The sequence below is a fragment of the Streptomyces sp. NPDC008125 genome (assembly GCF_042957125.1).
GTDB lineage: Bacteria > Actinomycetota > Actinomycetes > Streptomycetales > Streptomycetaceae > Streptomyces.
In genome coordinates, this window is the sequence record NZ_JBIBHR010000020.1 from 109,352 (window position 1) to 130,621 (window position 21,270).

Annotated in this window: 14 protein-coding genes; 7 read left to right on the forward strand and 7 right to left on the reverse strand. The window is 71.9% G+C overall.

Features of this window, described 5'->3' with window-relative positions:
- Nucleotides 1-157: 157 nt before the first annotated feature.
- The 4 genes from ACFZAX_RS28795 to ACFZAX_RS28810 form a co-directional block, all read right to left on the reverse strand.
- Nucleotides 158-1,906 (reverse strand): alkaline phosphatase D family protein, encoded by a 1,749-nt coding sequence (locus ACFZAX_RS28795; protein WP_390965208.1) that lies wholly within the window; start codon nucleotides 1,904-1,906, stop codon nucleotides 158-160.
- A 186-nt stretch (nucleotides 1,907-2,092) separates the two neighbouring features.
- Nucleotides 2,093-2,737: a DUF1524 domain-containing protein gene (locus tag ACFZAX_RS28800; RefSeq protein ID WP_390965209.1), complete on the reverse strand. Its 645-nt coding sequence runs from the start codon at nucleotides 2,735-2,737 to the stop codon at nucleotides 2,093-2,095.
- Between the two features lie 347 nt (nucleotides 2,738-3,084).
- A complete protein-coding gene (locus ACFZAX_RS28805) occupies nucleotides 3,085-3,750 on the reverse strand; it encodes an HAD-IA family hydrolase (protein WP_390965210.1) in 666 nt (221 codons plus the stop codon).
- 191 nt (nucleotides 3,751-3,941) lie between these two features.
- Entirely contained in the window at nucleotides 3,942-5,186 is a 1,245-nt protein-coding gene (locus ACFZAX_RS28810) for a peptidoglycan-binding protein (RefSeq protein ID WP_390965211.1), read from the reverse strand.
- Nucleotides 5,187-5,324: 138 nt separating this feature from the next.
- Here ACFZAX_RS28810 and ACFZAX_RS28815 point away from each other — a divergent pair, with 138 nt between their 5' ends.
- Nucleotides 5,325-7,391: a DHA2 family efflux MFS transporter permease subunit gene (locus ACFZAX_RS28815; protein ID WP_390965212.1), complete on the forward strand. Its 2,067-nt coding sequence runs from the start codon at nucleotides 5,325-5,327 to the stop codon at nucleotides 7,389-7,391.
- Nucleotides 7,392-8,117: 726 nt separating this feature from the next.
- On the opposite strand, the gene ACFZAX_RS28820 is transcribed toward ACFZAX_RS28815, so the two are convergent.
- Nucleotides 8,118-11,396 carry a tetratricopeptide repeat protein gene (locus tag ACFZAX_RS28820; protein ID WP_390965213.1) on the reverse strand — a complete coding sequence of 1,093 codons (3,279 nt, stop codon included), beginning with the start codon at nucleotides 11,394-11,396 and terminating at the stop codon, nucleotides 8,118-8,120.
- A 181-nt stretch (nucleotides 11,397-11,577) separates the two neighbouring features.
- Here ACFZAX_RS28820 and ACFZAX_RS28825 point away from each other — a divergent pair, with 181 nt between their 5' ends.
- From ACFZAX_RS28825 to ACFZAX_RS28840, 4 genes are all read left to right on the forward strand, one after another.
- Entirely contained in the window at nucleotides 11,578-13,695 is a 2,118-nt protein-coding gene (locus ACFZAX_RS28825) for a tetratricopeptide repeat protein (RefSeq protein ID WP_390965214.1), read from the forward strand.
- Nucleotides 13,696-13,775: 80 nt separating this feature from the next.
- Nucleotides 13,776-14,198 carry a hypothetical protein gene (locus ACFZAX_RS28830; protein ID WP_390965215.1) on the forward strand — a complete coding sequence of 141 codons (423 nt, stop codon included), beginning with the start codon at nucleotides 13,776-13,778 and terminating at the stop codon, nucleotides 14,196-14,198.
- Between the two features lie 493 nt (nucleotides 14,199-14,691).
- On the forward strand, nucleotides 14,692-15,855 hold the full coding sequence (locus ACFZAX_RS28835; protein ID WP_390965252.1) for a hypothetical protein: 1,164 nt from the start codon (nucleotides 14,692-14,694) through the stop codon (nucleotides 15,853-15,855).
- A complete protein-coding gene (locus tag ACFZAX_RS28840) occupies nucleotides 15,852-16,343 on the forward strand; it encodes a hypothetical protein (protein ID WP_390965216.1) in 492 nt (163 codons plus the stop codon). Before ACFZAX_RS28835 ends, ACFZAX_RS28840 begins: the two co-directional genes overlap by 4 nt.
- Before the next feature lie 235 nt (nucleotides 16,344-16,578).
- On the opposite strand, the gene ACFZAX_RS28845 is transcribed toward ACFZAX_RS28840, so the two are convergent.
- A complete protein-coding gene (locus tag ACFZAX_RS28845) occupies nucleotides 16,579-17,058 on the reverse strand; it encodes a GNAT family N-acetyltransferase (RefSeq protein ID WP_390965217.1) in 480 nt (159 codons plus the stop codon).
- Between the two features lie 209 nt (nucleotides 17,059-17,267).
- Here ACFZAX_RS28845 and ACFZAX_RS28850 point away from each other — a divergent pair, with 209 nt between their 5' ends.
- Together ACFZAX_RS28850 and ACFZAX_RS28855 are read left to right on the forward strand one after the other, a co-directional pair.
- Nucleotides 17,268-19,376 (forward strand): phosphatase PAP2 family protein, encoded by a 2,109-nt coding sequence (locus ACFZAX_RS28850; RefSeq protein ID WP_390965218.1) that lies wholly within the window; start codon nucleotides 17,268-17,270, stop codon nucleotides 19,374-19,376.
- A gap of 242 nt (nucleotides 19,377-19,618) precedes the next feature.
- A complete protein-coding gene (locus ACFZAX_RS28855) occupies nucleotides 19,619-20,737 on the forward strand; it encodes an MFS transporter (protein WP_390965253.1) in 1,119 nt (372 codons plus the stop codon).
- A gap of 95 nt (nucleotides 20,738-20,832) precedes the next feature.
- Here the strand turns inward: ACFZAX_RS28855 and ACFZAX_RS28860 are convergent, their stop codons facing one another.
- The gene (locus tag ACFZAX_RS28860) at nucleotides 20,833-21,270 is read right to left on the reverse strand and encodes a transglycosylase SLT domain-containing protein (protein ID WP_390965219.1); all 438 of its coding nucleotides are present in this window, start codon (nucleotides 21,268-21,270) and stop codon (nucleotides 20,833-20,835) included.

A 21,270-nucleotide genomic window follows, 5' to 3' on the forward strand; every position in this document is an offset into this window, starting at 1 on the left:
GGCGCCGGGCGGGCCCCCCGCGCGGGGGCCCGGGACACGGGGGACACGGCGGACCCGGGCCCGGGGGCGGTCCGGAAGGGTGCCCGGTCAGGGGGGTACGGCGGTGGACCGGCCGCCGGGCTCCGGAGCAGGAGATCCCGAGGACGACGAAAAGGGGTCACAACTCCTCGGTGAGCGAGCGTTCCATGATCGTGTCCAGTCGGACGCCGTCGGTGGGGGGTCCGGATTTCCTCGATCGCCCGGCCTTCCCCGCCTTCCTCGCCCGCACCAGATCCAGCCGCGCGCTCCGGCCGGTCAGGGTGAGCGTCATCAGCTGGTTCCCGAACCAGGGGCCGCCGGTCCGCCGCCACCGCACCGGCGGCTCGGCGGTGCGCCCGTGGCGGGCCAGCAGCGAACCCAGCCACGTCCCGGCCCGGCTCCAGCCGAACCGGAAGCCCACTCTCATCAGGGCAGGAATCGAGTTGTGGACGGGCGAGCAGGTCAGCTGGAACACCCTGGCCTCCGGCCCACCCGTGGCCCACCGGGGCTCGGCGACGTACGCATGGTGGACATCGCCGGAGAGCACACACACGGTTGCCGGGCCCCCCGGACCGCCGCCCGCCTCCCGCACCAGGTCCGCCAGCTCCCGGAACGAATCGGGGAACGCCGCCCAGTGCTCCAGGTCGGCCGCGCGGCGCAGCTTCTCGCCGAACCGGGCCCAGCGGCCGTCCGGCCCACCCCGCACGCCCCGGCAGAGCGCCGCGTCCCACGCCTCCGCGTCGTGGATCAGCGGCGGGAGCAGCCACGGCAGCGAGGTCCCTATCAGGAGGTGGTCGTACGAACCCGGCGCGTCCAGCGCCGCTTCGCGCACCCATCGCGCCTCCCCGGGGTCGAGCATCGCCCTCTGCTGCTCGCCGAGGACCCGGGCGGCGCGGCTGTCCACCACGAGGACGCGCACCCGGCCGAAGTCGCGCCGATAGCTCCAGCGCACCCCGGAGGGGTCCGCGTCGGCAGCCGCCGCGAACCGGCGCAGCGCCTCGGTGCCGTCCGCGGCGGAACGTATCTCCGCGTACAGGGGGTCGGCCTCCAGCTCGGCGGGGGAGAGGTTTCCGAGGTGCTGGTACACCCAGTACGACATCAGCCCGCTGACGATCCGCTCGTGCCACCAGGAAGTGGCCCGCATGTCCGTCTGCCACGATTCGCTGGTGTTCCAATCGTCGACGACGTCATGGTCGTCGAAGATCATGCAGCTGGGGACGGTGGAGAGCAGCCAGCGCACCTCGGGGTCCCGCCAGGACTCGTCGTAGAGGTGGGTGTACTCCTCGTAGTCCGCGACCTCGGGCCCCGGGGGCTCCCGCAGGTCGCGCCGCCGTGCGATCCACCGCTGGGTGGCCCCGGAGGTCTCGTCCGCGTAGACCTGGTCGCCGAGGAGCAGCAGGACGTCCGGGCGTGCGGCGGTGGGGTCGGACGCCAGCCGGGTGGCGAGGGCGTCGAGCGCGTCCGGGCCGACGGGGTCGTCGCCCGGCGGGCGCAGCGGGGAACCCGGTGAGAAGGGGCTGCCGCCACCGGGCGGAGCCGCCCACCGGCAGGAGCCGAAGGCGACGCGCAACGGTGCCCTCGGGGCCCCGTCGGCGGTCGCCGGGGCGGTGATCGTACTGGGTGGGAACGGTGAGTCGGCCGGCGGCCACACGCTCCGGTCGCCGATCAGTACCTCGTACGGGGTGGTCGTGCCCGGGGTCAGCCCGCCCACGACCACGAGGGCGTAGTGGTGGCCGGCCACGGCGAAGGTCGGTGAGGTCCCGGACGCCCCGTCCTGGCAGCGCACCGCGACCGTGCACGGCCGGTCGGCCTCCACCCAGATCGTGGCGGTGGTCCCGGACGAGTGGTCCACGTACCGAAGCAGTGGTCCCAGGCGGAGCCCGGTCATCTGTGCCCTCCTCGCTCCGTGGCCGTCGTGTACGGATCTTCTCCGTACCGTACGGAACGGAGTGCCGGTACGGAACGGGGCGGCGGTACGGAACGGGGCTGCGGTCGGGAACGGGGCGGCACGGAACGGGGCGGCGCGGAACGGGCGTGGGCCGACCGGTCCGGGGTGGCGGCCGGCCCGCGGGGGTCAGCAGCCGTTGAGGGTCGTCGTCAGCGCGGTCTTCTCCGCGGAGTCGACGGTCAGGTTGTAGTAGTGCTTCACCTGCACCCAGGCGCGCACGTAGGTGCAGACGTAAGCGGCGCGGGACGGGAGCCAGCCGGCGGGGTCCTTGTCGCCCTTGGACTGGTTGACGTTGTCCGTCACGGCGATCAGCTGAGGGCGCGTCAGGTCGTTGGCGAACGCCTGGCGCTGGGCGGTCGTCCAGGCGCTGGCGCCCGAACGCCAGGCCTCGGCCAGCGGGACCATGTGGTCGATGTCGAGGTCGGAGGCGGCGGTCCAGGTCGCGCCGTCGTACTGCGAGTACCAACTGCCGCTCGTGGCCGAGCAGCTGGTGTTGGTGACGACTCCGCTTCCGTCGCGCTTCAGCACGGTCTCGCGGGTGTCGCAGGCGCCGGACTGGGTGATCCAGTGCGGGAACAGGTCGCGGCTGTAACCGCTCGTGGAGCCCGCCGCCGCGACCGTCAACTGGCCCAGATACGTACGGGCGGTGGCGGCGCTGACCGGAGTCGGCATCGCGGCCTGGGCGGACGGAGCGGTGAGCAGCCCGGTGGTGGCGGCGAGCGCGGCGGAGGCGGCGACGACGGCTATGCGACGCGCGTAGAACCTTGACATGCGAACTCCTCTGATGTGGGGGTGCGTTGACCGGGCTGCTTGGGGTGGAGCCCGGTCATCGTCGCGGTGCCAGGTTTCTGTGGGGTGGGCACCAGGTAACAGCGTGACGACATGAGCACGTCACATCAAGGGGTCGAACAAGGGGCTCTGGCGTTCGATCGGACGCTCGTGAGGGTGAGTTGGTCCGGGGTGGTGGGCTGATGGGCCTTCGTCCGGGTGGGTCCGTCCGTCCGGACATGCCGAAGCCCGCCGGAGGCCATGGGCGCCCCGGCGGGCTTCGGACGTGTCGTGCGGCTGGGGCGTACGTGCCCCCGTGGGCGGTGGCCTTCGGGGCGTACCCCGGCGGGTCAGTGGCCTTCGCGGATGTGCAGCTTCAACGAGCCGTCGGCCAGGGCCTCCACGCGAACCTGGGTCAGGTCGTCGACGTGGGCGTCCGGGGAGAGGGCCGCCGCGCGCGGGCCCACGCCCACGACGCGCATGCCGGCCGCGCGGCCGGCGGCGACGCCCGCCTCGGAGTCCTCGAACACGACGCAGTCGGCGGGGGCGAAGCCGAGCTCGGCCGCACCCTTGAGGAAGCCCTCCGGGTCCGGCTTGCTGGCGCCGACGCACTCGGCGGTCACCCGGACCACGGGCATCGGCAGTGCGGCCGCCGCCATCCGGGTTCCGGCGAGAGCCGCGTCGGCCGAGGTCACCAGGGCGTGCGGCAGGTCCGCGAGCGCGGCCATGAACGCCGGGGCCCCGCCGACCGGCACGACGCCGTCGGTGTCGGCGGTCTCCTCGGCCAGCATCACGCGGTTGTCCGCGTGGTTCTGGTCCATGGGGCGGTCCGGGAGGAGGATCGCCATCGTGGCGTACCCCTGCCGTCCGTGCACCACCTTGAGCGCGGCCTCCGGATCCAGCCCGTGCTCCACGGCCCAGCGGCGCCAGCAGCGCTCCACGACCGCGTCGGAGTTGACCAGGGTTCCGTCCATGTCGAGGAGGACGGCGTGGGCTGCGAGGACGGTGGCCGGCATGGGCGAGCTCCAGAGCACGAAGTGCGTAGGGGACGCGTGCGCCACGGGCGCGAAGACGTGCGGCGCACGAAGAACAAGAGCAGCCCCGCCCGCCGGTCAGGGAGTGCGGGCGAAGCCACTTTGTTCCATCACGATACAAAAACCTGTCCCGGAATGCCAATCCCTCCGGGACGGGACAGCCGCCGGTCGGGTCAGCGCCCCCTCTTCCCGGTCGTCGCCGCCTCCAGGGCGCTCCGGGTGTTGGGCCCGTACACGCCCGAGGGATCGCCCTGGACGCGGTGGATCGACTGGTACGTGGCCACGGCCATCTCGACCCGGTCCGTGTAGTTCGAGTCGATCGCGCCGTAGAAGAGGTGCGCCTGCCGGAGCCGGGTCTGGAGTTCGGCGACCGCCGGTCCGTAGTCACCCCGCTGCAGGGTGGCGGCGACCGCCGGTGGCGCGGTCGTGGCCGAGGGCGAGGCGTCGACCGGCGGGGCGGAGGTCGGGTTGCTCGGCGTGGGCGACGGCATCCCGGCGGAGGCGGTCGGGGCCGCGCTCGCCCCGGTGGCCGAAGGGGACGCCGAGGCCGAGGCCGACGGGGAGGCGGAGGCCGCCGAGGCGGAGGGCGAGGCCGTGGCGGAGACCGACGGGGAAGCGGACGGGCTCGCCGGGGCGTCCGTCGCGTCGGCGGACGCGTCCGGAACGCTCGTCGTGGTGTCGGGCAGGCTCTCCTGCCGGGCGGCCTCGTCCCCGTCGAAGACGCCGCCGAGGACCGAGGCGGTCCCGATCATGACGACGACGGCCGCCGCCACCCCCAGCGCGACGAACGGGCTCCTGCGGCGGGGCTGGACGGGGTCGGGCTTCGCCTCCCCGGCCCCGCCGCCCACCGGCGCGGACCCGGGAGCGGGCGTGGGCGCGGGCGGGGGCATCGGCCCGGCGGGTCGGTTCGCCCCGCGTTCGGCCGGAGGCACCGCGGGCAGCCGCATCGTCGTGTCGGCGGGGGCGGGGGCGCCCGTACCTTCCGTACCGCCCACGAGGGGGGCCTCGGCGCCGGTGGCCGGGGCTCCATCGGCCGCCGCTGCTCCATCGGCCACCGGGGCCCCACCGGCCGCCACTACTCCATCGCCCGCTGCGGCCCCACCGGCCACCGCGGACCCACCGGGTTGCGCGCCCCTGCCCTCCTCCGGCTCCCCGGAGTTCGGCAGCGTCACGTACGGCCTGATCCGCAGCGGGTCGAAGTCCTCGGCCGCCGCCACCTCGGCAGCGTTCCTGGCGGCCTTCCCGCCGGCCTTTCCCCCGGTGCCGCCAGCGGCGTTCCCACCGGTGGCCCCCGCCCCGGCCTGTGCCGCCGCCGCGCCTTCGGCGGCGCATCCGCAGGCCGGTGCCGCGCCCGGCCCGGGTCCCGGCGGTCTGCTGCCACGCAGTCCGCCGCAGTTCGGGCACGTCTGTCCCGTCATCGTGGGTCCCCTCCCCTTGAATTGTCTTGGATTATGCAGGTCCCCGAGCGTGCGTTCGACGCGGTGTCACCGCTCAGCAGGCCATAAGCGGACATAGAGGTAAGGATGGTGTGTACCCGGAGATCCGAGGAGACGCCCATGGCCCAGCAGTCGAGTCCGCCGCTCGCGCCCGGGGAGGTGCGGTCTCAGCGGACGATTCTGGTGGCCATCGGCGCGCTGCTGCTCGGCATGCTGCTCGCGGCGCTCGACCAGACGATCGTCTCCACGGCGCTTCCCACGATCGTCAGCGACCTCGGCGGCCTGGAACACCTCTCGTGGGTGGTCACCGCCTACATGCTGGCGGCGACGGCGGCCACCCCGCTCTGGGGCAAACTCGGCGACCAGTACGGACGTAAAAAACTCTTCCAGACCGCCATCGTCATCTTCCTGATCGGCTCGGCGCTCTGCGGAATCGCGCAGAACATGCCGCAGCTGATCGGTTTCCGCGCTCTCCAGGGCCTCGGCGGCGGCGGGCTGATGGTGCTCTCGATGGCCATCGTCGGCGACATCGTCCCGCCCCGGGAGCGCGGCAAGTACCAGGGCCTCTTCGGGGCCGTCTTCGGCGTGACCAGCGTGCTCGGACCGCTGCTGGGCGGCCTCTTCACCCAGCACCTCTCCTGGCGCTGGGTCTTCTACATCAACCTCCCGATCGGCGCCGTGGCGCTGATCGTCATCGCCGCCGTCCTGCACATCCCGGTCCGGCGGACCAAGCACACCATCGACTACCTCGGCACCTTCCTCATCGCGGCCGTGGCGACCTGCCTGGTCCTGGTGGCCTCCCTGGGCGGTACGACCTGGGACTGGGGGTCCGCGCAGATCATCGGGCTGTCCGTCCTCGCGGTGGTGCTCCTGATCGCCTTCGTGGCCGTCGAACGGCGCGCCGCCGAACCCGTACTGCCGCTGAAGCTCTTCCGGATCAGAACCTTCAGCCTCGTCGCCCTCATCAGCTTCGTCATCGGCTTCGCGATGTTCGGCGCGATGACCTACCTGCCGACGTTCCTCCAGGTCGTGCAGGGCATCACCCCGACCATGTCCGGCGTGCACATGCTGCCGATGGTGCTGGGACTGCTGCTCACCTCGACCGGCTCCGGCCAGATCGTCAGCCGTACCGGCCGCTGGAAGATCTTCCCCCTCGTCGGTACGGCCGTCACCGCGATCGGCCTGCTGCTCCTGCACCGGCTCGACGTGAACAGCTCGACCTGGGAGATGAGCGCCTACTTCTTCGTCTTCGGTGCCGGGCTCGGCCTGGTGATGCAGGTCCTCGTGCTGGTCGTCCAGAACGCCGTCCCCTACGAGGACCTGGGCGTCGCCACCTCCGGCGCCACGTTCTTCCGGTCCATCGGCGCCTCCTTCGGGGTCGCCATCTTCGGCACGATCTTCACCAGCCTGCTCAACGACCGGCTGGCCGACGCGCTCAGCGGCCGGCCACTGCCGCCGGGCGTCGACCCCGGACGGCTGGCCGCCGACCCCCGCGGCATCGGGGAGCTCCCCGCCGACCTGCGCCCCTCCGTCCTCGACGCGTTCGCGACGTCCATCACCGACGTGTTCCTCTACGCGGCCCCGGTCGTGCTCATCGCCTTCGTCGTCGCGTGGTTCCTCAAGGAGGACAAGCTCCGCGGCTCGGTCACCGCACCCGACACCACCGAGACCCTGGCCTCGAACCCGGTCCAGCGCTCCTCCTACGACGAGTGCGCCCGTGCCCTCTCCGTCCTCGCCACCCGCGAGGGGCGGCGCGAGGTCTACGAGAAGATCACCGCACGCGCCGGGTACGACCTGTTGCCCGCCGCCGGCTGGCTGCTGCTCCGCATCAAGCGGCACGGGGCGGTCGAGCCCGCCCGGCTCGCCGGCGTGACCCCGCTGCCGCTGAAGGTCATCACCGACGCGTCCCGACAGCTGGAGGAACGCGGGCTCGCGCGCCGCGACGGCGTACAGCTGGTGCTCACCGAACCGGGCGCGGAGGCAGTCGTACGGCTCTCCCGGGCCCGGGAGGACTCGCTCGCCGAGATGCTGGGCGACTGGTGGGGGCCGGACCGGCCGACCGATCTGGTCGCCCTGGTCTCCGAGCTCACCGCCGAGGTCAGCGGCTCCCGGAGGGAGCGGCCTCACCTGCCCGAGGCTCCCCGCGACCACGCGGCCGAGCCGCGCCACACCGGCCCGGGTGTCTGACCGCCCGATCCCGGGCTCCGGCGCCGTGCCGGTTTCGGCTCTCATCGGGCAGCGACGTGGGATTCGGGCGCGCATGTCCTGGCTGCCCCGCGATGGCGGGCCGGAAACCGTCGGGCCGGAAACCGTCGGGACCGGAAACCGTCGGGACCGGGAACCGCCGGGGCCGGGAACAAGGGAGCTCCAGGTCCCTTCGACCTGGAGCGCACTTCGTGAGGGGAGTGAGCAGGGGCCGGGCTCGGGCTTCGGCCGCGTTCGGACCGCCGAAGCTGCTCGGGCCCGCATCACTCCGAGGTCGTCATGCCGGCACCTCCTTCGGCCCGTGGTGGTGCCCTCGAGAGCAACGACGTGTTCATCGGCGTCGAAGGCCTGCGCCGATCGCGCTCACCGCCCTGATCGGCGCCCGGCGGACAGTGAGCCGCAAAAGCCGTGACGGCGGGCCCACCGTTGATTCGTTCGCGGACTCGGCTGGAGCTCGCCCTCTACGCCGTGTCCGAAACGGACGAACGGATCCAAATCATGATGCAGCCGTTCTTCTGGTCGACGACGGTCGTTAGTCCTGCCGTCAGGACGGTCACACAAGCGATGCTGATCGCCACGAAGGAGCGCACTTGCAACTTTCCTCTCGACTCACGAAAGAGGGGAGATTAGCAGGTGCCGCGGTCCGTCGAGTGCGTCGGGGTCGCGTGGTGAATTCATGCATGCCGTGTGAATATGCCAAAGAGATATTCAGAATTCGATGCCGGCTTGCGGGAGGTCGACCCCCGTGCCATTGTCGAGCATTTGTTCGATTTCTGCCAGTCGGCTGCCGATCCGACCTGCGGTGACCGGGTCCCGACCCTGCGCCAGTTCGAATGCCTGATGCAGGAGCGTGTTGGCTTCGCCGACATCCCCCGCCGCGAGTCGCACTTCCGCCAGCAGCATCCGAACCGCGGTCTCCTCGTCGATGTCGTGCGTGCGGGCGGCGACGGCCGCAGCTGCTCGCAGCCGGTCCGTCGCGGCGTCCACATGGCCGTCCGAGTAGTCCGCCCGTCCGAGGTGGTGCAGGGCTTGGACCTCGTGGTGAGCTGCTCCTATGTCCTGTGCGATCTTCAGCGCCTCCCGGAGTTCGCGACCGGATTCTCCTGCGTTCCCGAGGCGCCAGTGCGCCTCGCCGATCCCGATCAGCGCCTCGGCCTGGCTTTTGCGGTCGCCGAGCGACCGGAATTCCGAGAGTGCTTCCTCGAACATGGAGAGGGCCGCTCCGGGTTCCCCTGATTCGGTGAGTGCTTCGGCCAGATTCCTTCGTACGGTGGCGCGGTCGTATCGACTTCCTTCGCTTTCCAGGAATGATAGAGATTCTTCGAACGAGCGACGGGCCGACGTCAGCTCTCCCGATTGCATCTGTAACTCACCGATATTATTGAGGGTCTGTGCGGATGCGATTTCGTCGAGCGATTTCCGAAATCCCGTCAGGGCCTCGCGAAAATGCATGAGTGCCTGCCCGCGCTCCCCGAGGAGCAGCATGGTCACCGCGATGTTGTTCCGACTGCGCGCCTTGTCCCAGGCGTCCCCCGCCCGCGACTTTATGGCGAGGGATCGCTGGAGCAGGGCCAGAGCCTTGCGGGTCTCGCCCAGATGCCAGTTCAGTGTGCCGAGGACCCTCAGTGCCTCGGCCTCGGCCGGTTGGTCGCCCAGCGAGTGCGCCAGTTCCAGCGCTCGCTCACCTGCCTTGGCAGCCTCCGGGTAGTCGCCGATGCTCGCGTCCGCGGCACAGAGATCGATCAGGGCCCGGCAGAGCGCTGACGGGTCGTCGCCCGTCCGGTCCCAGTGGGAAACGGCGTGTCGCAGAAGCTTCTTGGCGTCCTGCCAGTGGCATTCCGACTGAAGGAACCCCGCCAGGACGCCGGAGAGCCGGGCAGCCGCCTCGGGTGCGCCGTTGCTCCGGACATGCTCTTCGACGGCGAGGAGGTTGCCGCGCTCCGCGGTCAGCCAGGATCGTGCGGCGACGGAGTCGGGCAGGGGCGGCGGAGGCGTCGGCGACGGTGGCTCCGGTGAGGCGGGCCGTATGCGTCGGGGATAGGCCAATCGATCCGCCCGGTCGGCAGTCGCGGTGTAGAAGTCGGTGAGCCGGGTCATGGCCCGGCGGCGTTCCTGCTCGCTGTCCTCCGAGACGGACAGGCCGTGGGCGTACTCGCGCAGCAGGTCGTGGTAGCGATAGCGATCCGGGACGGGCTCCCTGAGCAGGTGGCACGCCAACAGGCCTTCGAGCAGTCGTTCGGTCGTGTCCTGCTCCAGTCCGAGCAGGGCGGACGCCGCGCCGGCGGTGAACTCGGTTCCGGGGTGCAGCCCGAGACGACGGAACGCGGTGCGCTGCTGCGCGGTGAGAGTTCGGTAGGACAGGGCGAACGCCCGCGTCATCTCCTGCTCCTGGTCGGCGCTGTGGATTTCCGTCAGCCGCCCGGGAGTCCGCGCCAGACGCTCGGCGAGGACGGTCAGCGTCCAGGAGGTACGGGCCCGGAATCTGTGCGCCACCAGTTCGATCGCGAGAGGGAGATATCCGCACAGTCCCACGATCCGTGCCGTCTCCGCGAGGTCCCGGGTGCGTTCCTCGCCCGCGAAGCCGCGGAAGAGCGAGACGGCGTCCTCCTCCGGCAGGGCGTCGAGCGGGACCGACAGCGCCTGGGGAATGCCGGTGAGATGGCGACGGCTGGCGATGATGGTGAGGGACGGCGACCCGCTCGGCAGCAGGGGGCCGACCTGCTCGGGCCCGGTCGCGTCGTCCAGGACGATGACCACCCGGCGCTCGGCCAGCATGGTCCGCCACAGGGCCGAACGCCCCTCCAGCTCGGCCGGAATGGAGAAGGCCGGAGCTCCCAGCAGTCTCAGCAGTGTCGCGAGCGCCGCCCTCGCGGTGAGCGGTTCCTGAGTGGGTGAGTGGCCGTGCAGATCGATGTACAGCTGGCCGTCCGGGTATCTGTCGGCGAGCAGATGGGCACTGGCCACGGCCAGGGCGGTTTTGCCCACCCCTGCCATCCCGCTGACCGCTTCCACGGTGACGATCGAGCCGTCGTGCGAGCTCCCCTCGGTGACCACGGAGGTGAGGGCCCGCAACTCCGCACGGCGCCCGACGAGCGACGGTTGCTGGGGAAGGTTCCGGCGCGGCGGCGATTCGGGTGGCGGCCCGGCGGCCTCGGGTGGCTCCGGAGGGGGAGCGGGAGGGGCACCGGCGACGGGTGCGAGTGGACCGGTCGTCAGCCAGGCACCGGCCCCATGGACCAGTTCGCGGGCCGGCACGCGGGCCAGCACGCCCCGGTGGATCGCGTTCAACTCCGCCCCCGGAACGGCCCCGTACTCCACCATCAAGGACTGCCGGGCCCGTTGATGGACACGGAGCGCGTCCGTGTACCGTCCACTGCCGTAGTACGCGAGCATCAACTGACCGATCAGCGTCTCGTCACCGGGATGCCGCGCGGCCAACGCGGAGAGCTCGCCGACCTGTTCGGCGTACCGGCCCAGTCGCAGTCCCGCGGCGACGCGCGACGCGGTGGCGCTGAGCCGCGACTCCCCGAGTGCCCGCCGCACGGTGGCCGCCCAGAATCCGGGCAGCCCCGCCAGGGCCTCGCCCTGCCACATCTTCTCCGCCCGGGACAGCAGGTCCACCGCCCGCGCGTCACTGTCGCACGTGGAGGCCGCGTCGACGAAGTGCTGGAAACGCTGCCGGTCCACGCAGTCGTGCCCGGCTCGCAGGGTGTAGGTGTGTGCCTTCCCGACGATGGTGGGCGCCTCCGGCCCCGCTCCGGCCAGCCGCAGCCGCCGGCGGACACGCGAGACGTAGGTGTGCGTGTTCTCGCGGGCGCGCACGGGTGGGTCGCCGTCCCAGAGGCGCTCCACCAGCTCACTCATCGCGACCGGACGATTTGCCTCAAGAGCCAGTGCGGCCAGCAGAAGTCGTTCCTTGTCCGAGCCCAAGCTCAGCAACTGCCCGTTGAGCCGAAGCCCCACCGGTCCGAGAATCTGGATTTCCACCAGCGCCCCCGCCGGTTCGTCGGATGGTTCACGAGCATGACATCGCGCGCAGAGTTCCGCCATACGACTCTGAGGCACGTGGCGTGATCGGCTCATTCCGGACGGTCGTTTCCGGTCGTGCCGGGGTAGAACGCGAAAGAGCTCGGACAACGGGCCGATCGATCATCTCGGGGGCGGATGGATGAATGATTCGAGCAGGGCCGCGCCAGGGCCCCACGGGAACGAGATCAGTGGCGGGGCGAGCCTGTACGGCCCCACCGTCCAGGCTCGTGAGGTGCACGGAGGCATTCACCTCCACTCCGTGTCCACGGGGCCCGCCCGGCCGGCGCGGCCGCGCCAACTCTTGCCCGTTCCGGCGAACTTCACCGATCGGAGAAGTGATCTGGCGGCACTGGACGATCTACGCTCCACGGGATTACCACTGATCGTCGTCAGCGGTCCGGCCGGAATCGGCAAGACCACCCTGGCGTCCAGATGGCTGCATTCGCTGAGCGCCGAATTCCCCGACGGGCAGCTGTACGCGGACCTGCGCGGGCACTCGGTGGACGAGCCGGTACGGCCGACGGAGATCCTTGGCCAGTTCCTCCGGGCGTTGGGCGCGGGGCCACCGCCCGCCGACATGGCCGAACTGTCCTCGCTGTGGCGGTCCCTGACCGCCGACCGCCGTATCGCGATCATGCTGGACAACTCGTTCACGGCCGCCCAGATACGGCCGCTGCTGCTCAGCGGCCCGGGCGGCCTCGTGGTCGTCACGAGCCGTCACCGGCTGACCGGCCTGCGTATGCAGGGAGCGGGCTTCCACCAACTTGCCGCGCTCGGTCCGGCCGCCGGGGTCGAACTGCTCACGCGGGCGATCGGGGCGGAGCGTGTCGAGGGTGAACTCCCGTCGGTCCAACGCTTGGTGGACTTGTGCGGGGGCCTTCCGCTCGCGGTGTGCCTGGCATCGGCCCGGCTGGCGACGCGGCCGGGACAGTCGGTCGGGGCGCTGGCCGACGCCCTCGCACGGAACGCGGGCGGTGATCGACTCGCCGCGCTCGAAGTTGAGGGGGAGACCTCGGTGAGCAAGGCTCTGGACGCGTCGTACGCAGTACTGGGAGACGGGACCGCGCGGCTGTACAGGAGGCTCGGTCTGCTTCCCGTGCGGACTTTCGACGCGACGATCGCGGCGGCGACCTGCGGTGAGTCGCTGGAGTGGGCGGAGCGCCGGCTGGACGAGCTGGTAGAGGCGAACCTCGTCGAGGACGTCGGTCCGGAGACATGCCGCTTCCACGATCTCCTGCGGATCCATGCGCACCACCGTGCCATGGAGGACGACACCGCCGCCGCTCGTGAGGAGGCCCTGCGCCGGTTCTGCGACTGGTGCCTGTATACGGCGACGGCGGCTCAGGAACGGCTGACGCCCGTGCAGCTCACGCTTCCCCGGTCCTACCGCCACCGGCCGGACCTTCCCCTGCCGTTCGCCGACGACGTCACGGCGCTCGGCTGGCTCGACGCGCGGCGGAGCCAACTGCTGGATGCCGTGAGACTCGCGGCGAGCAGCGGCTGGTACGACACCGGCTGGATGCTCGTGGATGCCCTGTGGCCCCTTTTCGTGAGGCTGCGCCACTACTCCGAATGGATCGAGGCCCACGAGATCGGACTGGTGGCCGCCCGTGAGGCCGGCAACAGGGCGGCCGAGCGTCAGATGCTCAACTCCGGAGCCATCGGCCTGAGCGCCGCAGGACGCATCGGGGAAGCCACCGCCTGGTACCAGGACTCGCTCCTGGCCGCACGCGACGCCGGTGACCCGCGGGACGAGGGGCAGGCGCTGCTGGGCCTCGGTGCCTGCCACCGCGAGGCCGGGCGGTACGCCGAGGCCGAGACCCGCCTGAGACAGGCGATCTCCGTCTGGGAGGGCTGCGGCTACCCGCGGGGCGCGGCCCTCGCCCGGACCACGCTCGGTGAGATCGCACTCGCGAGGGGCGCCGCTGACGAGGCGGTCGACTGCTTCGCCCGGGCCCATGCCGCGATGGTGGCGGTGAACGACCCCCACGACGCGGCGCGGGCCCTCGTGTTCCTCGGGCGCGCCGACGTCCGGACGGGGGCGTACGAGCAGGGCGTGGCGAGGATGAACGAGGCCCTGGCCGTCTTCACCGGCTCCGGAGCGGTCTTCTGGCAGGCGCGCACCCTGGAGATGCTCGGCCGGAGCGCCGCGGAGCACGGCCATGGGGCGGTGGCGGAGAGCCTCCTCGCGCGTGCCTTCGCTCTGTTCGAGACCACGAGCCCCGCAGACGCGCACCGGCTCGGCGGAGGCGGGTGATCCGCCCGTGCGGGAAAACCGTCCGTCCGCCCGACAGCGCCCGACCCGTGGCTGTGGAACACCGACCCAGGGAGCCTGAAATGGACCAGATCACGGTAGCCGCCCTGACCGCCCTCGCCGGCGGTGTCGGCGGCGACGCCGGCCGCCAGGCATGGCAAGCGCTCACCGCGCTGGTGAGACGTCCGTTCCGGCGCGGCTCGGCGGACGACACGCGCGCCGAGGTGCCGCCCGGCATCAGCTCGGGCGAACCGGAGATCGCTGAACTGGAGAGTGATCCGGCCGATCCGCTGCGCGCTCAGGCGCTGGCGACGGCGCTCGGCGTACGCGCCGCCCTGGACGAGGAGTTCCGCGCCTCCCTCGAAGAGTGGTGGCAGGCGGCGCGGAGCGGTGCGGGCGACGAGGTGCACAACAGCATCAGCGGGGGCACCCAGCACGGTCCGGTGATCCAGGGCCGGGACTTCTCACATCTGACCTTCAACATGCCTGAAAACAGAGACCGTTGATGCCTGGCTCAGCGTTCTGACGACACGTCCGGGCAGTCTCCGTGCGAACACCGGGGCAGGTGAGTCGCGCTGCCACACGTCGCGGGCGACAGTGCGCGTCCTGGCCGGGCCTCCTGTCGCGCGCCGTCCGTCCGGGCGCCCATCCGCCCTCGTGCCGATACCCGCTGAACCGCGGCCCCGTCGGCGCGCTCGCCCCTCATCTCAGCGCCGGGCCGCGGCGCTTCGCCGTGCCCGGAAACATATGAGGGCGCGCTCCATGCCCGTACCGCATCCCGCCGGGATCCGCCGACAGAACCCTGCAAGGTTCTGGCAAGGCTCCGTCGAGCCTTCCGTCTCCGCTGCGGGGCATCTCTTCGGCAGAAGCAGTTCGTGGCATTCGAGGAGAAGCCAACAGGGGGACGTCATGACGGCGTTGAACACGACCGCGGCGAGCAGATTCGAAGCGGGCACCATCGAGGGAAGCGACACCAGGCCACGACAGTGGCTGACTCTGGTGGGCAGCAAGCGGGTACTGGCGGTGGTCCACACCGTGACGTACGGGAAACGACTGCTCGACGTCCTTTCCCTGCTGGAAGGGGACTTCCGGCTCCAGGTCTTCTTCACCGCACCGCCTCACGACTTCGGCGACGACGTGCCTGCCTTCCTGGCGAAGCTCGGCAGCGTGGTGCTGCCGTGGGACCAGGCGATCGCCATGACCTTCGATCTCGCGCTCACCGCGGGTCCGCGCGGCGTTCAGTACGTCGACGCGCCGCTGATCACGCTGCCGCACGGGGCGAACTACCTGAAGAGGGTGACCGAGGGGGCGGAGGCAGGCGTTGCGGGACTGCGCAGACAGGATCTCCTGCCCGGTGGACGGCTGCCTGCCGCAGTGGCGGTACCGCACCACGCCGATCTGCGCGAGCTGGTCCGCAACTGCCCCGAGGCGCTGCCGCTGGCACACGTGATCGGTGATCCCGCGCACGACAGGATCGCCGCCAGCCTGCCTCTGCGCGCCGCGTACCGCCGCGCGCTCGGCCTTGTCGAGGGACAGAGACTCGTCGTCGCTGTTTCGACGTGGGGAGCGCACTCCTCCTTCGGCAGGTTCGACGCGCTGCTGCCGAGGTTGATCGGCGAACTGCCGACGGCACGCTACCGTACGGCCCTGCTCGTCCACCCCAACGTGTGGGCCGGGCACGGGGCGTTCCAGGTCAGGTCGTGGCTGGCGCGCTGCGCCCACCTCGGCATCGGGATAGTGCCGCCCGAAGCCGACTGGCGCAGCGTTCTGATCGCCGCGGACTGGATCATCGGTGATCACGGCTCGGTCACTCTCTACGGGACGCTCACCGGGGCGCCGATTCTGCTCGCCGCCCCGCCCGCGCAGGAGATCAATCCCTCGTCGCCGGCGGCGACCCTCGCCGCTCACGCGCCCACCCTGTCCCCCACCCACCCGCTCGTGGACCAACTCGACTACGTGGCAAGGGAGCACCGGCACGAGGAGTACGCCGCGGTCAGAGCGCGCATCACGTCGGAGCCCGGCCGGTTCAACCGGAACATGCGCAGGCTCATGTACGAGCTCCTGGGGATGGGGCAGCCCGCGCACGAGCCGGCGACCGTCCCGCTGCCGGATCCCCTCCCGCTGACCGCGCAGGCGTCGGGGCGCGGGGAGGTGTCGGCGTGAAGCGCTTCGTCGTGGTCGAGGCACCCGCGTTCGGGGACGTACTGCACGCCCGTTGCGCGAACGCCTCATTCACCGTCCGGCTGAGCCCTGGACGCCGTGCCCACAGTCCGGAGGTCGTCGACGAGCACCTCGTCGTGGACGTGGACGCCTGCCGGGACGCCTCCCTGCTGGACTGCGCCGACGTGCTCCAGGGCAGCCTGACGCACTCGACCCCCGGGGCACTGCGCCGGCTGGCCGAACTGATGTCGGCGCATCCGGCCTGCGGTATCGCCGCGGTGCCCGTGTCCGTGGCCGGGGCCGGAGGCGCGCGTGGCTGGGCCCTGGCCGCCGGCGCCGACCGGACCGTGGTCCTTGCGCCGAACGGCCCTCACCGGCCGTATCGGGGCTCCGCGGGTCAGTCGTTGCTGCCGTCGTGCGTGCATGCCTGGCTGGTGGAGGGGCGCTCGCTGCGGGAATGGCCGTCCGCCCGCGCCGCACCGTCCGACTGAGCACCGCGATTCCCGCCGCACCGGCACCGGGCCGCCGACCCCGGCCCGGTTGCCTTGCGGGATGCGCACGATGGGACACCGGGTGAACGGATGCCGGCCGACGCCGAGCGTGGGGGCGCAGAGTGGGGGTGGTTCTCCTCCCCCTGCGGAGAAGCGCGGACCGAGCGTGTTCGGGCTCCGGGTACCTGCAGGTGCCCCGGCTCACCGCCTTCGCTCCTCACACTGTCTTCGCTCCTCACAGCTCCTTGGCGAACCAGTGGTCGGCGTACGGGCCGTCGTTGTACGCGGGGATCTCCCGGAACCCGTGCTTCGCGTACAGACCCCGTGCCTCCACCAGGTCGCTCCGGGTGTCGAGCCGGAGCACCCGCATCCCGGCCCCGCGCGCCACCTCCTCGGCCGCAGCCACCAGCAGCCCGCCGCCTCCGGTGCGCCGGAAGCCGGGGCGTACGTAGACCCGGGTCAGCTCGGCGACGGCCGTCGCCGGGTCCAGGAACACCCCGACGCAACTCGCCGGCTCACCCGCGTAGCGGCCGACCACGAGCCGGCCGGTGGGCGGGACGAGGCGGTCGACGCCGTCGTCCGTCAGTCCGTCGTCTATCTCCGCCTCGGTCGCCCGCCGCTTCCAGTAGCGGCTGGCGAGTTCGTCGTAGTAGTCCCGCAGCAGTCGCGCCGCGTCCGGCGTATCGAACCGCTCCGGGGTCAAAGTCCAGGTCATGGGCCGATCCGATCACCGTACGGATCGGGAGGGAAGCGAATTTCGCCGCGGGCGCCGGGTCGCCCGGGACCGGGGAATCCGGTGGCCCGTGGGACACGGCTGGCATTCTTTTGGGCAAAACGACGTGACGGTCAGGCGAAGTGGGGGTTGATGGTGTCTATCCCCAGGGGCAATGCGAGGCTTCATGGGCACAGCCCGTATCCACGGGAATGTGCCAGGAGCGGTGGGAGGGTCGGCGCAGCGTGACACATGCGGAACACGGCGTGCACGGGAGCGTGGCGACGGACGCGGAGACGAGGACCGGGACGGCCCGGATCGTGCTCTGGCTGGTCGTCGCCGCTCTCGCCGTACGCCAGATGACGGTGGTACTCAGACAGCCGCCGGGTGAGCGGCTGACCGATCTGGAGACGTGGATCGGGGAGAACGGCGTCCTGCGCGTCAAGGGCTCGCTCTACGACCCGGACCGGTTCACCGGCACACCGTTCGCTGGGCTCGTCCTCAAGCCGCTCGGCGCGTCGGCGGAGGAGGCCCTCGGGATCGCCTGGACCAGCGTCTCCCTGCTGCTCGTGGTCGCACTCGGCCTCGTCGCCGCCCGCGCGCTGCCCTCCCCGGTGGGCCGCCGCACCGCGCTGTTCGCCGCCCCGGCCGCCATCACCCTCCTGATGCTGTCCCTGCCGGTGCGCAACGCGCTGCACCTCGGGCAGACCAGCATCCTGCCGGTGCTGCTGGTCCTCGTCGGCTGCCTCACGGTCCGCGACCACCGGGCCCAGGGCGTCCTGGTCGGGATCGCGGCGGCGCTCCAGCCGCCCGTCCTGCTCTTCGCGGTCCTCCTCTGGCTGACCGGGCGCCGACGCGCCGCGCTGACCGGCGGCGCCACCTTCGTCGCGCTCACCGCCGTCGCCTGGGCCGCGCTGCCGCACGACTCCTGGACGTACTGGATCCACCACGTCGCCGGAGCAGGGCTCGGCGAGCGCCCGGACGGCCTCGCCAACCAGTCGCTGCACGGCGCTCTGCTCCGCCTCGGCCTCGAAGGCCCGCTGGAGATCACCGTCCTGCTGGTCCTGGCCGTCGCCGTCGCCGTGCTCGGACTGCGCCGCGCCGCCCGGTACGCCCGGGACGGGCAGCTCCTCCTCGCCGTCTCGGTGACCGGCTGCGTGGCCGTCGTCGTCTCCCCGACCGCCTGGCAGCACCAGCTGCTCTGGGTGCTGCTCGCGGTGGTCGGCCGGGTCGGGAAGCGGGCCTCCGACCGGCTGGTCTGGCCCGCAGTGGTGGTCCTCGTCCTCACCCTGCCCGGCACCATGCTGCTGCCGAACATCGGGGCGCTCCACCCCGTGCGCGACAACGTGCTGCTGCTCACGGCGCTGGCCGCGGCCTGCGCCGTGCCGTTCCTGCCGCGTACCTCGCCGTACTGGTCGGCGCCGGTCCCCACCGACTACGCCCGCCCGGTGCCGGCGCGCTGGAGCCGGGTGCCGCTGCTGCCCTTCTGGCGCCGGGTACTGACCCGCCCCAACCTGCTGCTGGAACTCCTGCTCATCCGGGTCGTCTACTCCGCGTACGCCAAGGTCAGGCTCGCCGCGACGGCGGGCCGCCCCACCGCCGAGAAGCACGGCCGGCAGGTCCACTCCATCGAGCAGTGGCTGCACATCGACGTCGAGCACTGGTTCAACCACAAGGTCGCCGGAATCGGCTGGATGCGGGACTTCTTCGACTACTACTACTCGACGTTCCACTTCATCATCCCGCTGACCATCCTCGGCGTGCTCTACGTACGCCGCCCCGCCGACTACCGCTGGGCCCGCTCCACGATCGGCTTCGCGACCCTCCTCGCGCTGGTCGGCTTCTGGCTCTACCCGCTGGCCCCGCCCCGGCTCATGCCCGGCCTCGGGTTCATCGACACCGTGCACGGCGTCCAGGACTTCTCCAAGCCCGACTACGGGACGCTGACCTCGGTCACCAACCAGTACGCGGCCATGCCGTCGCTGCACTTCGGCTGGTCGCTCTGGTGCGGGCTGATGATCCTGATCCTCGCCCCGAAGGTCTGGATGAAGCCCTTGGGACTGCTCCACCCGTTCTTCACCATCTGCGCCATCGTCGGCACCGGCAACCACTGGATCCTCGACGCGGCGGGCGGCGCGCTGGTCGTCTCGCTCGGCTTCCTGCTGACGTACGCCCTGGCCGGACCACGCCGGCTCCGGAGTCCTGACCGCGACAGCGATCGCGAGCCGGTGGCGGGGAGTGGCGGGAGACCCTCGGCGGACGACGCCCGGACCCTGGCCGGCAGAGGCACGGCGGCGACTACGGGCGCGGCCCGCGAGTGAACCGGCTGGACCCCGGGGCGGCCCGGGCGTGAGGAGGGGGTGCCGGGGCGGTGGACGCCCGGGCACCCCCTCGTCACGGCCTCGACGGGGCCGGAAACCGGGTTGCGGCGGCCCGGCGGGCCCGGTGGGCTACCTCCATGGACGGAACCACGGAGCCGGTGCGCCGGGCGGGGCCGGGACACGACCGCACGGCTGCGCCACGGCGGGCTCCCCGGCGTGGGGCGGCGGTGCTCGCGGCCCTGATGCTGGCCGCCCTCACCTTCAACACGGCGGAGAACCTGCCCGTCGGCCTCCTGGAGGTCATCTCCGGAGATCTGCGGGTGTCGGTGCAGGCGGTCGGGCTGCTGGTCACCGGGTACGGCGTGACCGTGGCCGTCGCGTCCCTGCCGCTCGCCCACGCCGTGCGGGCGGTGCCCCGGCGTCACGTGCTCACGGGTCTGCTGGCCGCGCTGGTCGTGTCCAGCCTCGCCGCCGCGCTGGCCTCCTCCTACGGGACGCTCCTCGGGGCGCGGCTGGTGACCGCCCTCGCCCAGGCGCTGTTCTGGGCGGTGATGGGGCCCGTCGCGGTGGGCCTCTTCGCGGCCGAGGTCCGCGGCCGGGTGATCGGGGCGCTCTCCGTCGCCGGCTCGCTCGCCCTCGTCCTCGGCGTGCCCGCCGGCTCCTGGCTGGGCCGCCGGAGCGGCTGGCAGGTGCCGTTCGCCCTGCTGGCGGCCGCCGGAACCGTCTCCCTGGTGACGGTCGCCGCCCTGCTGCCGACCTCGCGTCCGGAGGACGAGCCCGCCGCCCGCGGAACCCGTCCCGACGCCCGCCGGTTCGTGATCGTGCTGGTGTCCGGGGGCCTCTCCGCCACCGGGGCGTTCGCGGGATTCACGTACGTCGTGAAGTTCCTGGGGGACGTGAGCGGCTTCCCGCCCGGCACGGTCGGCGCCCTGATCATGGCGTTCGGCGTGGCGTGTCTGGGCGGGGTGACCCTCACCGGGGCGCTGCTGGACCGCTTCCCCCATGCCGCGCTGTGCGCCGCCGTGGCCGCGCAGGCGGTGGGGATGCTCGGCCTGTACGCGACCGGCACCGAGCCGGTGACGGCGGTGGTGTTCCTGGTGCTGATGGGCGGTGCGCTCGGCCCGGTGTTCATGGCCACCCAGAACGCGATGCTCTCCTGCGCCCCGGGCCGCACGGACCTGGCGCTCGCGGCGAACTCGGGTTCCTACAACGCCGGTATCGCGGCGGGCGCCGCACTCGGGGGACTGGTCCTGTCCCACGCCGACGTGCGGGGCGCCTTCCTCGCCGGCGGTCTGCTCTCCGTCGTGGCCTGCGCGGTGGCCCTCCTCGGAGGGGTACCGCGCAGGCGGACCGAGGCGTGAGGGACCACGCGGCGGACACGGCGAAGCCCGGGCCGGGACCTCGGTGAAGAGGTCCCGGCCCGGGCTTCGTCATGCGGGCTGCTGCGCGGGCCGGCTCAGTACCAGCTGTTGGCCTGCCAGAAGCTCCAGGCGGCGCACGGGCTGCCGTAGCGGCTGTTCATGTAGTCCAGACCCCACTTGATCTGCGTGGCGGGGTTGGTCTTCCAGTCGGAACCGGCGGACGACATCTTGGAGGCGGGCAGGGCCTGGACCAGGCCGTACGCGCCGGAGGAGGCGTTGGTGGCGCTCGGGTTCCAGCCGCTCTCGTGCGACACGATGTTGCTGAAGCACTGGAACTGGGCGCTGTCACCGATCATCTGCTGCGCCGTGGCCTGCGCGCCGGTCGCGGCGGTCGTCGCGGTGGGCGTGGCGGCGGACGCCGTACCGGCGCCGAGGGCCAGGCCACTGCCACCGAGGAGTACGGCGGCACCGACGAGGACGGTCTTGCGGCCTGCGATGCGGGGCTGGGCGAGGAAACGACTGGCGATCGACAC

Coding starts and splice junctions, on each gene's coding strand:
- ACFZAX_RS28795 (WP_390965208.1), bottom strand. CDS start 1,906: ATGACCGGGCTCCGCCTGGGACCACTGCTTCGGTACGTGGACCACTCG.
- ACFZAX_RS28800 (WP_390965209.1), bottom strand. CDS start 2,737: ATGTCAAGGTTCTACGCGCGTCGCATAGCCGTCGTCGCCGCCTCCGCC.
- ACFZAX_RS28805 (WP_390965210.1), bottom strand. CDS start 3,750: ATGCCGGCCACCGTCCTCGCAGCCCACGCCGTCCTCCTCGACATGGAC.
- ACFZAX_RS28810 (WP_390965211.1), bottom strand. CDS start 5,186: ATGACGGGACAGACGTGCCCGAACTGCGGCGGACTGCGTGGCAGCAGA.
- ACFZAX_RS28815 (WP_390965212.1), top strand. CDS start 5,325: ATGGCCCAGCAGTCGAGTCCGCCGCTCGCGCCCGGGGAGGTGCGGTCT.
- ACFZAX_RS28825 (WP_390965214.1), top strand. CDS start 11,578: ATGAATGATTCGAGCAGGGCCGCGCCAGGGCCCCACGGGAACGAGATC.
- ACFZAX_RS28830 (WP_390965215.1), top strand. CDS start 13,776: ATGGACCAGATCACGGTAGCCGCCCTGACCGCCCTCGCCGGCGGTGTC.
- ACFZAX_RS28845 (WP_390965217.1), bottom strand. CDS start 17,058: ATGACCTGGACTTTGACCCCGGAGCGGTTCGATACGCCGGACGCGGCG.
- ACFZAX_RS28850 (WP_390965218.1), top strand. CDS start 17,268: ATGTGCCAGGAGCGGTGGGAGGGTCGGCGCAGCGTGACACATGCGGAA.
- ACFZAX_RS28855 (WP_390965253.1), top strand. CDS start 19,619: ATGCTGGCCGCCCTCACCTTCAACACGGCGGAGAACCTGCCCGTCGGC.